Origin of the sequence: Streptomyces radicis (assembly GCF_003626575.1) — a bacterium.
GTDB lineage: Bacteria > Actinomycetota > Actinomycetes > Streptomycetales > Streptomycetaceae > Streptomyces > Streptomyces radicis.
Map to the genome: position 1 here is coordinate 98650 of NZ_RBDY01000003.1, position 15304 is coordinate 113953.

The window sequence follows — 15304 nt, forward strand, 5'->3', positions numbered from 1 at the left end:
GTGGCGGCGTGCCGGGTCAGGGGACGATGAGTGCCTTCACCACGCGCTGCGCGGCGACGTCCTCGAGCGCGGTCTGCGCCTCGTCGAGGCCGTACTCCCTGCTGATGAGGTCGGTCCACGGGAACTGCCGTCGGTAGCGCGCCATCACCTGGACCGCGCGGTACATGTGCCCGACGTCGCTGCCCCAGCAGCCGCGGATGTCCAAGTGCTTCTGGTTGAGGTCGAGGTGGGGGTTGAAGGCCGCTTCACCGGCGTTGGTGTACTGGCCGACGACGACGTAGCGACCCGCGTCCCGGGTCAGCCGCATGCCCTCGGGGACCGCGGACGGCACCCCGGTCGCCTCGATCGTGACATCGGCTCCGCGTCCGCCGGTCGCCTCCAGGATCGCCGCGTGCCGGGCCGCGGGCGTCGTGGTACCGATGTCGATGACGGCGTCCGCGCCGAACCGGGTCGCCGCGTCCAGCCTGGCCTTCGGCCCTCCGATGACGATCACCGATCCGGCTCCCCGCAGCTGGGCGAGCACGGCGGCGCACTGGCCCACAGGTCCCGCGCCCTGGATGACGACCGTGTCACCGAAGGCGATCTCGCCGAGAGTCACCGCGTGCAGCGCCGTCGGCATGCCACAGCCACCGGAGAGGAACGCGCGCCAGTCCAGCTCGTCGGGCAGGGGAATCACATGAACGCCCGGCCTGAGATGGATGTACTCCGCCCATCCCCCCAGGAGGCCGTCGTCGGCCGACAGCGTGACCCCGTACACCTTCCGTGCCGGGCAGCGGGTGGTGGCGTGGCCGACGGTGCAGTACCAGCAGCGCCCGCAGGTCCCGTACACATCCAGGAACGTCACCACCTGCCCCACTTCAAGGGGCGCTCCCGACACGTCCTCGGGAACCTTCCCCGTCGCGTCCGCGGGGCCGAGCGCGGCGATCCGTCCGACGCTGACATGACCCGGAATGATCGGGTAGGGCACGCCCGCGAGCTGGCCCTTCCACAGATGGGTGTCCGTGCCGCACACCTCGCTGCCGAGGGTCCGCAACAGGATCGCGCCGGGCTCGAGCTCGGGCCACGAGAACTCCCGCCGCTCCAGTGGCGCCTCGGGCCCGGGCATGACGACCGCGGATATCACCGGGGATTCCTGTCTGTTGACGTCTGCTGTGACGTCCTCATCGTAGAACCCGAGGTGACGGAGGGGCTGTTCGCAGTTCCCCGGCGCGCACTCGGGAGTACCGTGTCGAGGTCGATGGCGGGCCAGCCCGCGCAGCGCAACCGGTGGCCGCTGCCCACCGTCGCGGCCCTGGCCCGTGCCGCGGGCGCCGCATCGGGTCTGGCCGCCCATCCGCTGAACCGCCCCCGTCCACGGCGCTCCCCCGGGGGCGCGGTGAACGGGCGCTTTCTGCGTTCTCCCGCACGGCCCAAGGCCCCGCTCGCTAGCATCCGTAGTGATGCATTCCGCGCCTTGCCCCAGGAATCCGGGCAGGTCAGGAAGCGTGCTCCCCGCAGGCGCGGGGGTGGTCCCTCATGGGCGACGGCGAGACCGGGTGCCCAGTCGTGCTCCCCGCAGGCGCGGGGGTGGTCCCGGCATTGGCCGCCACAACGTCCTCGGCGAGAAGCGCTCCCCGCAGGCGCGGGGATGATCCCGCACAGCGCTCCACCGGTGCGACACCCCGGTGGCGAGAGGCCGCCGCCGCGTGACGGCGGCGGACGTTCAACGCCCCCGCGCGCGAGCCGGGTCGCGGGCGGGGGCGCTTCGTCATGACCTCTGTGTGCGCCGTGCTGCGCCGACAGGCCACACGACATCAACGGGCAGCCCCGCCTCACGCGCCTCGATGACCACGTCAGCCGTACCACCGCCCTTGCCGCTCGGCGGCGACCCATCCCACACCGCGACGAGGCGGTCGGCGCGGCGCAGCAGTTCCTTGTTCGCGGCTTCGTAGGCGGCGCGATTCGCGGTCTCGTGGGGCACGGTGTGGACCTCCACCGCGGCCTCCACCAATCTGTCGAAGGTCTCCGCGTGCTCTGGCTTCACCTTCTCGCCACGGTAGTCACGCGAGGGGATGATCACCACCAAGCGCCCGCCCGCGCTCAGGATGGCCTCGGCGAACAGGGCGTCGGCGCCAGCGGCGATACAGGAGACCCCCACCAGTTCCTCCGGGGAGTGGACAGCGAGTACCCCTTGCAGCGCGGCCCTGATCACGGGGACGCTCTCCTCTGTGAGGTCCATGTGGCCGGTGACGGCGATGGTGGTCATCTGTTCCTCTCAGGTGGTCAGCAGTTCGCGGAGGTCGTGCCGGGCCTCGCGCACGGCGATGTTCGCAGTGTGGCCTACGGTGTAGGGGTACAGCCGCCCCAGCTTGACGCGTACCTTCTTGGATTCGGTGAGCCGGGCCACCTCGATGGCCCGGTGAGTCCTGTCCACGGCGCTGCGGATGTCTCCGAGGAGCCACGAGCACTCGGCCAGCCCGGCCCAGTCGAGGGCGTGGCTGCGGGCGGCCTCGGTGCCGCGCAGCTCAACCGCAGCCCCAATCCGCTCGATCGCGGCCTCCGTATAACGACCCGGCTCATGCCGCGCCAGGCCCAACAGCCGATTCCCCATGGTGCCCGCCAGTTCGGCTGGGCCGAAGTACCGGATCCAGTACGGGTCTTCCTCGACGGGGCCCGCCTCAGCCAGTGTGGCCGACGCCTGGTCCGCCGCGCGGTGGAATGCCGCGGGTCGTCCCAAAGACGCGTAGGCCCACGCCTCACGTGCATGCAGCAGGGATCGAACCCGGGCCGCGAGTCTTGCTTCTTGCTGCGCGAGACGAACGAGTTCAAGCGCATCCTGGGGCCGGTCTTGGTCGGGATAGAGCATCTGCCGCGCCATGCCAGCGAGGATGTTTGCCCCGAACGCCCGGTCGCCGCCCGCGTGCGCGGCCCGCAGGGCGAGGCGGTAGTAGTCCTGCGCGGTCCGGTGCAGCCCGCTGTCCCACGCCATGCCCGCCGCAGTGCCCGCGAGGTCTGCCAGCACGCAGAACAAGCGGCGCTCAACTGCCGCCGTCTGGTGCTCACCGAGCGCCTCGGTCACCTCGGCGAGCTGGCCGAGGACCGCCCGGCGTCGGAGCCCTCCCCCGACGTGGTGGTCCCACTGCCGCATCAGCCGCGCGGTCTTCTCAAGTTGCGTTACCTCGCGGGTGCCGAGGCGGCCGACTCGTCGCCCCTCGCCTGCGGGAGTGGTGTGAAGCCAGCCTTCGAGGGCGTCGAGAAGGGGAGCGCCCACGGTGATCGTGGTGAGTGCGCGGGATGCGGTGCGTCGGTCTATCACCAGGTCGGTCCTCGTCATACGGGCTGCGGCGGTGACTGCTGCGGCCGGTGTCCAGGGAGACGACGTCAGGTCTCGGTGAGGCGATGGCGCCTCCACCGGGCCGTCGCTGCGAGGAGTCTCCCACGGCCGTGCAGCGAGGCCGAGGAGCTGTCCAGGGATGCGGAGTCCATCAGCGATGCGGGCGATGACGTCGTATGAGGTCACCTGATGGGTGCCCTTGATGATGGTGGAGACCTTGCCAGGGGTGAGTCGGCAGGCCGCCGCGAGTCTGTTCTGACTCAGGCCGCCGTACTTTTTGAGCAGGGAGAAGGCAGCCGCGAAGTCGTGCTCGGCGAGGGCACGTCGTAAGTCCTCCCGTTCCAACAAGTCCGGGCTGACGAGGCTGTGGGTCGCGTCCACGGTGGCCACCTCCCAAGGCAGCGCGTAACTGATAGTCACTCTCCCTGCGCGCGCAGTCTATTACCGTCTCAGTAACCCCTGCCGGTCATCCCCGAATCGTCGATCTGGCGGGAGCCTCGGTATATCAACCATCCGAGGAGAACAGCCATGGCTGGTCTTACCCCCCGCACGCCCCCGCCCGAGCCCGCGCCGCCGCCGTTGTCCGATGACGAGCCGATGACGGTGATTGTTGGGCGGGATTGTCCGCCCGCGGTGCCGCTTGCTCTGTGTCTGGGCTGCCCGGAGCGGGTGCGCGACCGCGCCGCCCACGTGGGTTCGGGCGGTGGGTCGTGAGCGAACGCTGTGCGTCGTGCGGGACGACGATGCCGCCGTTGACCGTGGTGGCGGTGCACCATGCCGGGTCGGGTGGCGGGTGGACGCATCGCGCGTGCGCGCGCTGCCTGGCGCGTGAGCGGCTGATCCCGCTCGTCTTCCACCCGCTGCGCCACGACGGGTCACGGCTGACGTACCCGGAGATCGTTCCGGGTGAACTGGTCGCCACGCTCGCGCCGTTGGGCGAGTCCCCCGTGCTCGCCGCCCCGATCGGTCGGCTGCTGGCCGCCGTGGCCCGCACGAAGGACCGCACGCTCGACGCCGACCAGCGGCACGCCGCCCACGACGCCGCCCGCGCCGCCGTCGCACGGCTGCGGGAGGCCGCCCGGCAGGAAAGCGGCACCGTTCGGGAACCACGGTGAACGGCGCGATCGATTTCTCCCTCCGCGACCCCGACCGAGGCAACGACCGGCCCGTCAACGGCCGCTGCTGGCTCGGCTGCGACCCGCAGGTCATTCAGCCGGTCATCTGGATCGGGCCCGTCTCCATCGCAGGGCCGAACGGGATCGCCACCGCACCCGCCTACGCCTGCCCTCGCTGCGTGCGCCGCCTGTACGCCATGGCCCGCGCCGACGAGATCGAACGCGACCGCCCGCCGCACCTGACCGAGCAGCCGCACCACCACCCCTGACCCCCACCCATCACGACAAGCTTCCGGAGTCCGCCATCTTCTGGCCATTCCTCTTCCGGCCCCCGTCCCACCGGCACAACGAGCGCCCGCCGAAGCGACATGCGGCGATGTCCGCGACGGATGTGCGACGCGTCGAGGTCACCACGGCATCCATCCTCACCGGGGACGTACTCACCATCGGCGAGCGCCACTTCAAGGTCATCACCCGCACCCGCGTCCACGGCGGGATCAAGCTGAGGCTCACCTCGGGCCACCTGTTCGTCATGCCCCACCGCACCACCCTCACCATCTGGCGCGCCGACCCACCCGGCTTACGCCCCCGCTCCTTCTGGGAGACAGCCCTCCGCCCACCCCCGCCGTCGCGGACGGAGATCGTCGCGCAGGTCGTCGTCGGCTGCGCCCTCGTCATCGTCATCGCCCTGGCGGTGATCGCACGATGAACCCCACCGGGATGGTCGCGATCGAGATCACCGCCACCACGGTCAAGCTCGGCGACCAACTCGTCGTCGGAGGACGGCCCTACACCGTGTGCGACATGAGCGCGCTCGCCAGCGGCGGCAAACTGCTGCACTTCCACGGAGGCGAGTCATTCCACATGGGCTGCTTCACCGTCCTGTGGGCCAGCCGCCACATCTCCCAACTCCCCGGCTTCATCCCACCCCGCCCCAGACGTTACGAGAGAACACGGTAGCGAAGGCACGGGCACACCCCGACCGACGCGGCGCCGATGCCATCCCGATCACCGCCGCGCCGTCATCCCCGCCCCGCGCACCCCCGCGTACACCCGCTCCAGCGCGTCAAGCACGCCGTCAAGCGTGAAGCTCTCGCGCACCAGCTCGAACGCCGCGACCGACGCCTTCTCGTTGGCCGCCGGGTCGAGCAGCTCGAGCACGGCCGACGCGACGGCGGAGCCGTCGGGGATCACCCGGCCCGCGCCCGCGCGCGCCACATCGGGCGCGAGTCCCGTGGTCTCGGTCACCACGACCGGCGTGCCCACCGACATCGCCTCGAGCACCGAGACCGAGAACGCGTCCTGGATCGACGGCAGCACGAAGACATGGGCGGAGCGGAGGAGTTGGAGCACCGCGTCGCGCCCCTCGACCGGGCCCACCTGGTCGAGCGCCCCGCGCACGCCCAGCGCGTCGGCCAGCGCGAGGGTGTCGGCGAGCGCGCCGGTGTCGGGCCCGGCCAGCACGAAGCGCGCGTCGGGGTGCCGTTCGAGCACGGCGGGCATCGCGGCCACGAAGTCCTCGGGCCGCTTGCCCGCCTGCACGCGCGCGAGGTAGAGCACGGTGGGAGGGCCTTCGAGGGTGCGCCGTTCGGCCTGCGGGGGAACGCCGTTGACCAGCCGGTGCTGTGGCCCGATCGGGGCGGGCGCGACCACGGCCGCGGTCTCGCGGCGCTCGCGCTCGGTCAGGTACAGGACGGCGTCGGCCCGGCGCAGCACGCGCCGCACGCCAAGGGCGTCCACGAGCTTGGCCACCGGCTTGTCCGTGGGATCCACCATGCCGTGCGTCTGGAGCACCAGCGGCGTGCCCGCCGCGACGGCGGCCAGCGCGAACGGCAGCGTGATCAGGTCCCGCATCAGATGGACGTGCACGACGTCGGCGGAGCGCGCGTAGGCGCCCGCCCTGGCCAGCAGCGCGGGCGAGGTGATGCCGCTGACCTCGAAGCGGGGCAGCACGTGCCGGGCCTGGAAGAGCCGCACCGGCACGCCGTCGACCTCGCGCGGCAGCGCGCCGCGGGAGGGGAAGCCGTCGCCGAGCGCGACGAGCGTGGCCCGCCACCCGCGCTCGCGCAGGCCGCGGCACTGGCCGAGCGCCACCCTGGTGGGGCCGCCGAACGCGTGGGTGGGGGTGTGGAGCGTCACCACCTGGAGGATCCTCACCTCGCCATCCTCCCACCGGACGCGGCCCGTCGGGGCGGCGCTCCGAGCACGCCGAGCGCTCCGAGCAGCGCCTTCCACGCCGCCTTTAGGGGCGCCCAAGCCGCGTCGCTACCGTCGGGCTCAGACCGCTGGGTTATCCCGAGAGGATGGATCATGCGACCTCCGCAACTGACTCGGAAGGCCGGCACGGGGTGGAACGAGACCTATGAACGCTGTCTGCGGGCGGCGCCCGAGGCGTTCGACGACGAGCGCGTGCGCAACCTGTGGGCGGGAGCGTGGCAGCGCGACGGCATGCCGCAGCCGACCGTCTCCCCCATCGAAGGAACGCCCGTCCCCGGGCCGCCGCTGCTGACGGCGGGGGAGGGCCACGAGGCGGTGCGCGCCGCCCACGACACGCACCAGACATGGCGGCGCGTCCCGCTCGCCGAACGCAGGGCCAGGGTGGGCGCGGCGCTCGACGCGCTGACCGAGCACCGCGACCTGCTGGCGCTGCTGCTGGTGTGGGAGATCGGCAAGCCGTGGAAGCTGGCCTGCCAGGACGTGGACCGCTGCGTCGACGGCGTGCGGTGGTATCTGGACGAGTGCGAGGGGCAGTTGGCGGGCCGGGTGGCCCTGGACGGCCCGGTGTCGAACATCGCGAGCTGGAACTACCCGATGAGCGTCCTGATGCACGCGGTGCTCGTGCAGGTCCTCGCGGGCAACGCGGCGATCGCGAAGGTGCCCACCAACGGCGGACTGAGCTGCCTCACCCTGGCCTCGGCGCTCGTGGCCAGGGAGGGCCTTCCGGTGACGTTGATCAGCGGCGGCGGCGCGGAGCTCAACCCCGCGCTGGTCGGCTCCGACCTGCTCGGCTGCGTCGCGTTCGTCGGGGGCCGCGCGGCCGGTGGGCGCGTCGCGGCGTCGCTCTCGGGCACCGGGCGGCGCCACATGCTGGAGCAGGAGGGCCTCAACACGTGGGGGGTGTGGGAGTACAGCGACTGGGAGCTGCTTGGCGGCCAGCTCAGGAAGACGTTCGACTACGGCAAGCAGCGCTGCACGGCGTATCCGCGGTTCGTGGTGCAGCGGGAGCTGCTCGACCGGTTCCTCGACGTCTATCTGGCGGCCGTGAAGGACGTGCGCTTCGGCAACCCGCTGGCCGTCGAACGCCCCGACGACGACTTCCCCGAGCTGGACTTCGGGCCGCTCATCAACAACGCCAAGGCCAAGGAGCTGGCCGGGCTCACGAGTGACACGATCGCGGCGGGCGGCCTGCCGATCCACCGGGGCTCGCTCGACGGCGGGCGCTTCCTGCCGGGGCAGGACACCTCCGCCTATCTGGCGCCCGCGACGATCCTGTCGCCGCCGCGCTCTTCGCCGCTGTTCCACGCCGAGCCGTTCGGGCCGATCGACACGATCGTGGTGGTCGACACGAGGGCCGAGCTGCTGTCGGCGATGAACGTGTCCAACGGCGCGCTCGTCGCCACGGTGTCGTGCGACGACGAGACGGTGGCCGCCGAACTGGCCGCGGAGGTCCGGGCGTTCAAGGTCGGGATCAACCGCCCGCGGTCCCGGGGCGACCGCGAGGAGACGTTCGGCGGGCACGGCAACGCGTGGCGCGGCGCGTTCGTCGGCGGCGACCTGCTGACGCGCGCGATCACCCGTGGCCCGCACTCCGAGCGGCTGCCGGGCAACTACCCCGACTACACGCTGCTGCCCGCCTGACCCGGGCCCTGAGGCGCCCCGCCGCGGAGGCCGACAACGGCGTCGGACTCCTCGGCCGCGGAAGGGCCCACCGGCCCGACTACACTGGGCCGGTGGCCGTTGAGGCGCCCAGCAGGGCGGTACTGTCCCGGCCGCTGTCGGTCCCGCTGATCAGCGGGATCGTGGGGGTGCTGCCGCTCGCCGTCGCGGCGCAGCCGGGCGAGGGGCTGCGGGACACCACGTTCTGGCTCCAGCTGGTCGTCGCGTGCTACGCCGGTGTGCGGCTGTGCGCGATGGTGCTCTCCGGCCGACGGCGGCTGATCCAGGGCGTGTTCTGGCTCTTCGGCTATCTCGCGATGGGCATCGCGCCGCTCGCGCAGAGCGTGCTGGGGCGGGATCCCACGCCCGTGCTCGGGCCGCGCGAGGACACCCAGCTGGCCACCGCGCTCGTGCTGTGCGGGATGGCGGCGTTCGACGTGGGCGCGCTGCTGGCCCGGCACCGGCCCGCGGTCGCGGCGCGGCGGCGCAGGCCGCCCGCCACCGTGCACCGGGGGCGGCTGTGGCTGCTGGTGGCGCTCGCGTATGCCGCGAGCGGGCTGCTGATCGTCCAACTCGGCGGCCCCGCCGTGTTCTTCACCAGCCGCCAGGAGATCAGCGCCAGCCTGAGCGAGGCGACGGGCGGCTCCGCGGCCGAGGGCGGGGGCGAGGCGGGCAACGCCCTGCTGCGGGGCTTCGGCACCGTTCCCGCGCTGCTGGCGCTGCTGTTCCTCACGCGGTGGCTCGTGACGTCGAGGGCGGCGCGCAGGCGGCCCTCGGTGCTGCTGCCGTGGGCCGGGCTGCTGGTGGTCAACGCGATCGTCAACAACCCCGTGTCCAACCCCCGTTACTGGTTCCTGACGGTGCTCTTCGCGCTGCTGTTCACGCTCTTCCCGCGCAGCCCCGTGATGTACCGGGCGTCGCTGGCGCTCGGGGTGGTGATCGCGCTGCTGGTCTTCCCCTTCACCGACCGGTTCCGCTACGACGAGGACGGCAGGCGGCCCCTGGAGACCAACGCCCCGCTCGAGCCGCTGGTCGTCAAGGACTACGACCAGGTCAACATGTTCGCCAACACCATCACCTACGCCGCCGACGGCAACGGGCACACCTATGGCCGACAGGTCGCGGGCGCCGCGCTGTTCTTCGTGCCGCGTGGTGTGTGGGAGGGCAAGCCCGAGGACACCGGCTTCCTCGTGGGCGGCTGGATGGGCACCACGAGCGCCAACCTCTCCTCGCCGCTGTGGGCCGAACTCTGGCTGGACTTCGGCCCGTTGGGCATGACCGCGGGCATGCTCGGGATCGGCTACGTCGCCGCCCGCACCGACCGGCGCTATGTGCGCAGAACGGTCGACGACCCCTCGCCGGGCAACGTCCTCGCCGTGGTCGTCCCGCTGTTGGCGGGGTATGGCTTCATCCTGCTGCGCGGCTCCCTGCTCCAGGCGTCGGGCCGCATCGGGATCGCGGTGCTGTGCCTGCTGCTGGTGACCACGCTGCGCGAGAACCGCCACGCGCGGCTGCGCTGAGCGGACCCCAACTCTCCCCGCCTGAGCCGCCCTTGACGGCATGGCGACACACGTTCGATGCTCGTGGTCCGTTCGCGCCCCCACCGCGTCCCTGGAGTCGCCACCGTGCCTCGTCCCTCCCGCGCCGTCCTGGCCGCCCTCTCCGCCGCGCTCGTCCTCACCGCGCTCCCCGGCGCGGCGACCGCGACCGCCACGGCCCCCGCCGCGCCCCCCACCGCCGCGGCCGCCCCCGACATCGCGCTCGACCGGCTGCTCGCCCAACTCGCCGACTTCGAGGCCATAGCCGATGCCAACGGCGGCAACCGCGCGCATGGCCGCCCCGGTTACGCCGCGTCCGTCGACCACATCCAGGAGCAGCTGGACGCCGCCGGATTCACCACCGAGCGGCAGGAGTTCACCGCGGGCGGCACCACGGGCCACAACCTGATCGCCGAGTGGCCGCAGGCCGCCACCGACGACGTGTTGCTCACCGGCGCCCACCTGGACTCGGTCGGCTCGGGCCCCGGCATCAACGACAACGGCTCCGGCTCGGCCGCCGTCCTCGAAGTCGCCCTGGCCGTCGCCGAGTCGGGCCTCGCGCCCGAGCGGCGGCTGCGCTTCGCCTGGTGGGGCGCGGAGGAGCTCGGCCTGGTCGGCTCCCGCCACTACGTCGACTCGCTCGCCCCCGACGAGCTGGCCTCCCTCACCGGCTACCTCAACGCCGACATGGTCGCCTCCCCCAACGCGGGCTACTTCGTCTACGACGAGAACCCGGAGATCCAGGCGGTGTTCGCCGACTGGTTCGCCCAGCGGGGGGTCACGACCCAGGCCAGCTCCGAGGTGCGAGGGCGCTCCGACCACGCGCCGTTCGACGCGGTCGGCGTGCCCGTCGGCGGCGTGTTCACCGGCGCGGGCCAGGCCAAGACGGCGGCGCAGGCCGAGCTGTGGGGCGGCGACGCGGGCGTGTCGTTCGACCCGTGCTACCACCGGGCGTGCGACGACCTCGCCAACGTCGACGAGACGGCGCTCGACCGCAACGCGGACGCGCTCGCGCACGCCGTGTGGGAGCTCGGCTCCTGACCCGGCTCCCGACCCGGCTCCCGACTCAGCTCCTGACCACGGTGCGGAGCTCGAGCGCGACCCGCGCCCACACCGCCGCCGCCTTGGCGGCCGAGCCGAAGGCCAGGCCCCAGGCGGCGCCGGTGATCCCGCCGAGCCCGTAGCCGACCAGCAGGCAGCACACCGAGAACGCCGAGAAGACGACCTGCAACGGCAGCGTGGCGCGCGGGCTCAGCAGCCGCAGCGTCAGCAGCCCGCACGTGCCGAGCGCCATCGCGGCGTACTGGCTGCCCGTGGCGGGCAGCAGCTCGACGGCCAACTCCCAGGTGTCGCCCAGGATTTCGCGCCCGGCCGCGTCGGGGAGCAGCGACAGGGCGAGGGCCAGGGCGACCGCCACGGCCGCCAGGACGCCCCCCGCGAGGCCCGCGGCCCTCGCCTGCCGGTGCGGGCCCCCGTGGCGCCCCAGCAGCGGGGGCCCGAAGCCGGTGGCCGCGTTGAACAGCACGTTCATCGGCCCGAACAGCGTGGACGCGCCCCGCAGCGCGCCCACGGCCAGCGGGTCGGCGAGGACGCCGAGGCCGACCACGGCCACCTGCGACCCCGCGTTGCCCACCCCGAACTCCACCGCGAACCTGCGCCCGAGATGGCGCGGATCGAGCAACGCCCGCGCCCCCACCGCGCCACGCGCCCCCCGCGTGCGCCGGATCAGCAGCAGCCCGGCGAGCGCAAGCGCGGGCAGCGCCGACAGGCCCCACACCAGCACCATGCGCGCGGGGCCCGTGCCATACGGCTGGGCCGCGAGCAGCGGCAGCGCCACCGCGCCGCGCACCACGTCGGAGGCCAGGGCGAGATGGGGCACCCGCAGCACGGCGAACGCGTACCGCAGCGCCTCCTGCGTCAGCACCACGGGCAGCACGACGCCGAGCGCGGCGAGCCCGCCCGCGATCCCGCCGGGCAGCGCGACCGTGGCGGCGGCGAGCACCGCGCCGAGCGCGCCCGACGCGTACAGGGTGAACGCCACCGACGCCCGGCAGTGCCGGTGCAGCGCCGACTCCCTGCCGCGCCGCAGGGCGAGCGGCTGCCCCACATAGGCGCCGGTCAGGCCGAGCAGCAGCGCGAAGACGGTGTAGACGACGGCGAACGACGCGAAGTCGTCCACCGTGGACTGGCGCGCGGCGACGATGACGACCGCGACATTGGTGAGCGCCGCCACGCCCTGGTCGGCGACCGAGGCGGCGGCGGCCGACGCGGCGCTCGCGGGCCGTCCGCCCATGTCGTCGGTGGGGTCGGGGGAACTGGTCACGGGCGCGGGGAACCGTCCTCGAGCTCGGCCGGGTCGAGCACCCTGAGGCCGAGGGTCTCCGAGCCGATGTCGCGGTGCGCCTGCTGGGAGGCGCGCGCCGCGCGGCGCTCCCGCTCCCGTTCGCGCGAGCTGACGGAGGCCACCTTGGGGCGGGTCCCCGACACCTCGGTGACATCGGCGTCGCGCCCGCCCTCCTGGCCGCCGCCCCACGAGTGCAGCACGGCGCCGAGCAGCGCGCCGCCCGCGCCGACCACCAACTCCCGTACGCGCGCGAGGTCGTCGCGGCGCACCTGGCTCGGGTCGCACACCACGAGGACGTTGTCGACGCGGTCCACCAGCGCTATGGCGTCGGCGTAGGACAGCACGGCGGGGGCGAGCACCACCACGACGGAGCCCTTGGTGTCGGCGTGCCCCAGCAGGGTGGTGGCGGCGGGCGAGGTGAGGGCGCGCGGGACGTTGCGCACGCGGCGGCCCGGCACCAGGTCGAAGATGCCGGACTCGCCCGCGTCGATGGGCACCCGCGCGCCCACCGGCCAGGTGCCCTCGCGGTACCCGGGCGAGCCCGCCCAGCCCGGGCGCCCGCCGTCGGTGTGCCGCAGCTGCTCGGCCAGGGTCGGGGTGCGCAGGTCGGCCTCCACGAGCAGCGCGTCCATGCCCATCTCGGCGAACGCCGCCGCCAGGTTGACCGAGGCGGCCAGCGACGCCTCGATGCTGCCGCGCGGCGCGACCACGAGCAGGCGGCGGCGCTGGGCGAACGTCTCGTCGTAGGCGAGCCTGAACGCCACCGACCTGTACTCCTCCGCGAGCCGCCCGGCCGCGAGCAGCTGGTCGGGGTGGCCTCGCCCGGTGCGGGGCAGCACGCCGAGGACGGGGGCGCGCAGGGCGCGGGTCACATCGCCGGGCGAGCGGACCGTGGGGTCGAACACCAGCCGCACCCACGCCGCGAGCAGGCCGAGGCCGATGCCGACGACATAACCGAGGGCCAGCAGCAGCGGCAGCCCGGGGCCCGAGGGGCTGCCGGGCGCGGTGGCCTCGGTGATGACCCGGCCGCCCGAGGTGTCGAGGGCCTGGAGGCTGGAGATCTGCGCGTTGATCTCCGAGATCTGCCCGGTGAGCGTGGACAGGTCGGCGACCGCGCCGTCATAGGCCGAGCTGCCGTCGAACAGCGTGTCGAGCTCGGTCTCCAGCTGGTCGCGGCGCTCGACGAGGGGCGCGCGCTGGCCCTCGAGGGATGCGACGTTGTGCGCGATGGTCTCCTGCGCGTCGGCCTGCCGGTTGGCGAGGTAGGCGGCGACGAACGCGTTGGCGCGCTCGGCGGCCACGTCGGGGTCGCCGTGCGAGTAGGAGAAGCGCAGCACCTCGGTGTTGGGCGGGTTGGTGACGGTCAGCCCACGGCCCAGCTCGCGCGCCCGGTCGGGGTCGCCGAGCTCATCGGCGGCCCGCCGGGCGACGAGGTCGCTCACGGCGGTGCGGCGCTCGGAGCCCATGGCCACGCGGTCCACGGGCGTTCCCGCGAACGGGTCGGCGGTCGGGGCGCGCACGGTGACCTCGGACGTGGCGATGTAGGACTCGTTGCCGGTCAGGCCCAGCCAGCCGCCGCCCGCGAGGCCGAGCAGGATGCCGCACACGATCAGCAGCCGGTAGCGCAGGAGCTGGCGGAACTGGTCGCGCAGCAGGTCCGGCTCGTCGTACCCGCCCGCGGGGGGCGCGGGGGCGCCGCCCCGCGCGTCGTCGCGCACCGCGCTCATGATCCTTCTCCGTTCCTGCGGGCGTCGGCGGCCAGGGCGAGCGCCTCGTCGAGCAGCGCGGTGACGCGGCCGAGGCCCGCGGCCCGCGACAGGTGGTCGCGGGCATAGGCGGCGCCGCGCGCGCCCAGGGCGTCGGCGGCGGCCGGGTCGGCGGCCAGCTTCCTCGCGGCCGCGGCCAGCGCGGCCGGGTCCTCGGGCGGCACCAGACGGCCCGCGTCCGAACGCCGCACCTCCGCCGCGGTGCCGCCCTCCGCCGCGACCGAGGCGAGCACGGGGCGCCCGGCCGCGAAGTACGACGTCAGCTTGGACGGCACGCTCATGTCGAGGACGGCCGCGCGCTGGGTGACCACGAGGACGTCGGCGGCGGCCAGCACCTCGGGGAAGTCGGCGTCGGCGGCGGGCGGCAGCAGCGTGACGTTGGGCAGCCGCTCGGCCCGCGCGGCGAGGCGGGCGCGCTGGCTGCCGTCGCCCATGAGCACCACGCGCAGCTCGGGCGCCTCGCGTGCGGCGTCGATCAGCACGTCGAGGCCCTGCTTGAGGCCCATGTTCCCGGAGTGCAGCACCACCGTGGCCTCGGGCGGCCAGCCGAGGCGCTCCCTGGTCGCGGCCCGCGCGCCCGGCGAAGGGGCCCGCACATGCGACCAGTTGGGCACCAGCCTGATGCGCTCGGGGGGCACGCCGAGGGCGCGCACGCGGTCGCGGAAGCTGTCGTGGATGACGCCCACCAGGGTCGCCCCGCGCAGCACGCGGCGCTCCACCGCGGAGGCGGCCGACGCGGCGCGGCCCCCGCCGCTGATGCCGCTCTGCGCGGCGGCGGCGCCCATCAGGTCCTGCACGATGGGCAGATAGGGAACGCGGTGGCGGCGCGCGATGCGGGCGGCGAGCACCCCGCCCGCCAGGCTCGGCACCTGGGCGAGCACCGCGTGCGGGCGGGCCATGCGCGGGGGCGCGACCAGGCCGCCCGCCAGGATCGACGCCTCGTACAGGGCGCGGCGCGCGGCGGTCTGCCGGGGCGGCACCGAGTGCCGCCTGCGGTGCACCAACACCCCGGCGCGCCGCTCCTCGGCGCGCCACCTGCCGCGGTAGGCCGGGTCGAGGCGCCAGGCGGGGTAGTGCGGCATGCCCGCGAGCACATGGACCTCGGCGGCGCGCCGGGTCGCCAGGTGCTCGGCGATCTGGGTGGCGTAGGGGCCGATACCGGCCTGCTCGGGCGCGTAGTTGGTCGACACGAGCAGCAGCCGTTCGCCCACGGTGGGTCTCCTCCCCGGCGCTCCACGCCGCCCATGCCCCTGAGTCTGCCCCTGAGTTCCGCCCCGGGTATCCAGCCTATCCGCAGAATCGCCACGCGTTGTGGCGCTATGGTCAAAGGATCGTCGCGCGTGAAGGACGCG

General features: G+C 73.7%; 14 protein-coding genes. 7 read left to right on the top strand and 7 right to left on the bottom strand.

From position 1 onward, the window contains the following. Window positions 1–16: 16 nt before the first annotated feature. The 3 genes from D7318_RS05990 to D7318_RS06000 form a co-directional block, all read right to left on the bottom strand. The gene (locus D7318_RS05990; protein WP_220729519.1) at window positions 17–1123 is read right to left on the bottom strand and encodes a zinc-binding dehydrogenase; all 1107 of its coding nucleotides are present in this window, start codon (window positions 1121–1123) and stop codon (window positions 17–19) included. Between the two features lie 624 nt (window positions 1124–1747). Next, window positions 1748–2245: a hypothetical protein gene (locus D7318_RS05995; protein ID WP_120695823.1), complete on the bottom strand. Its 498-nt coding sequence runs from the start codon at window positions 2243–2245 to the stop codon at window positions 1748–1750. Window positions 2246–2254: 9 nt separating this feature from the next. Then, on the bottom strand, window positions 2255–3694 hold the full coding sequence (locus tag D7318_RS06000) for a helix-turn-helix domain-containing protein (RefSeq protein ID WP_120696079.1): 1440 nt from the start codon (window positions 3692–3694) through the stop codon (window positions 2255–2257). A 329-nt stretch (window positions 3695–4023) separates the two neighbouring features. Between D7318_RS06000 and D7318_RS06005 the strand changes: the two genes are divergently transcribed. The 4 genes from D7318_RS06005 (at window position 4024) to D7318_RS06020 (ending at window position 5388) form a co-directional block, all read left to right on the top strand. Further along, on the top strand, window positions 4024–4428 hold the full coding sequence (locus D7318_RS06005; RefSeq protein WP_147437627.1) for a hypothetical protein: 405 nt from the start codon (window positions 4024–4026) through the stop codon (window positions 4426–4428). Further along, entirely contained in the window at window positions 4425–4697 is a 273-nt protein-coding gene (locus tag D7318_RS06010) for a hypothetical protein (protein ID WP_120695825.1), read from the top strand. The genes D7318_RS06005 and D7318_RS06010 overlap by 4 nt, the downstream gene beginning before the upstream one ends. A 107-nt stretch (window positions 4698–4804) precedes the next feature. Then, window positions 4805–5137, top strand: coding sequence for a hypothetical protein (locus D7318_RS06015; RefSeq protein WP_120695826.1), 333 nt, complete (start codon window positions 4805–4807; stop codon window positions 5135–5137). Then, a complete protein-coding gene (locus D7318_RS06020; protein WP_147437628.1) occupies window positions 5134–5388 on the top strand; it encodes a hypothetical protein in 255 nt (84 codons plus the stop codon). Before D7318_RS06015 ends, D7318_RS06020 begins: the two co-directional genes overlap by 4 nt. 48 nt (window positions 5389–5436) lie before the next feature. On the opposite strand, the gene D7318_RS06025 is transcribed toward D7318_RS06020, so the two are convergent. Next, window positions 5437–6585, bottom strand: coding sequence for a glycosyltransferase (locus D7318_RS06025; protein ID WP_120695828.1), 1149 nt, complete (start codon window positions 6583–6585; stop codon window positions 5437–5439). 153 nt (window positions 6586–6738) lie between these two features. Between D7318_RS06025 and D7318_RS06030 the strand changes: the two genes are divergently transcribed. From D7318_RS06030 to D7318_RS06040, 3 genes are all read left to right on the top strand, one after another. Then, on the top strand, window positions 6739–8286 hold the full coding sequence (locus tag D7318_RS06030) for an aldehyde dehydrogenase family protein (protein ID WP_120695829.1): 1548 nt from the start codon (window positions 6739–6741) through the stop codon (window positions 8284–8286). Between the two features lie 92 nt (window positions 8287–8378). Continuing rightward, a complete protein-coding gene (locus D7318_RS06035; protein ID WP_120695830.1) occupies window positions 8379–9824 on the top strand; it encodes a hypothetical protein in 1446 nt (481 codons plus the stop codon). 105 nt (window positions 9825–9929) lie between these two features. After that, on the top strand, window positions 9930–10883 hold the full coding sequence (locus D7318_RS06040) for a M28 family metallopeptidase (RefSeq protein WP_230423417.1): 954 nt from the start codon (window positions 9930–9932) through the stop codon (window positions 10881–10883). 25 nt (window positions 10884–10908) lie between these two features. Here D7318_RS06040 and D7318_RS06045 read toward each other — a convergent pair whose 3' ends face one another. Genes D7318_RS06045 through D7318_RS06055 form a run of 3 tightly spaced genes read right to left on the bottom strand, consistent with a single transcriptional unit; the run spans window position 10909 to window position 15163 of the window. Continuing rightward, window positions 10909–12135, bottom strand: coding sequence for an MATE family efflux transporter (locus D7318_RS06045; protein ID WP_120696080.1), 1227 nt, complete (start codon window positions 12133–12135; stop codon window positions 10909–10911). Window positions 12136–12161: 26 nt separating this feature from the next. Then, window positions 12162–13913: a lipopolysaccharide biosynthesis protein gene (locus tag D7318_RS06050; protein WP_120695832.1), complete on the bottom strand. Its 1752-nt coding sequence runs from the start codon at window positions 13911–13913 to the stop codon at window positions 12162–12164. Further along, complete coding sequence (locus D7318_RS06055) at window positions 13910–15163, bottom strand: glycosyltransferase (RefSeq protein ID WP_120695833.1); 1254 nt, start codon at window positions 15161–15163, stop codon at window positions 13910–13912. Before D7318_RS06055 ends, D7318_RS06050 begins: the two co-directional genes overlap by 4 nt. Window positions 15164–15304 lie beyond the last annotated feature (141 nt).

Bases quoted from the DNA above. Each gene is read 5' to 3' on its own strand.
- D7318_RS06020 (WP_147437628.1), top strand. From the start codon at position 5,134: ATGAACCCCACCGGGATGGTCGCGATCGAGATCACCGCCACCACGGTC.
- D7318_RS06030 (WP_120695829.1), top strand. From the start codon at position 6,739: ATGCGACCTCCGCAACTGACTCGGAAGGCCGGCACGGGGTGGAACGAG.
- D7318_RS05995 (WP_120695823.1), bottom strand. From the start codon at position 2,245: ATGACCACCATCGCCGTCACCGGCCACATGGACCTCACAGAGGAGAGC.
- D7318_RS06015 (WP_120695826.1), top strand. From the start codon at position 4,805: ATGTCCGCGACGGATGTGCGACGCGTCGAGGTCACCACGGCATCCATC.
- D7318_RS06050 (WP_120695832.1), bottom strand. From the start codon at position 13,913: ATGAGCGCGGTGCGCGACGACGCGCGGGGCGGCGCCCCCGCGCCCCCC.
- D7318_RS06045 (WP_120696080.1), bottom strand. From the start codon at position 12,135: ATGGGCGGACGGCCCGCGAGCGCCGCGTCGGCCGCCGCCGCCTCGGTC.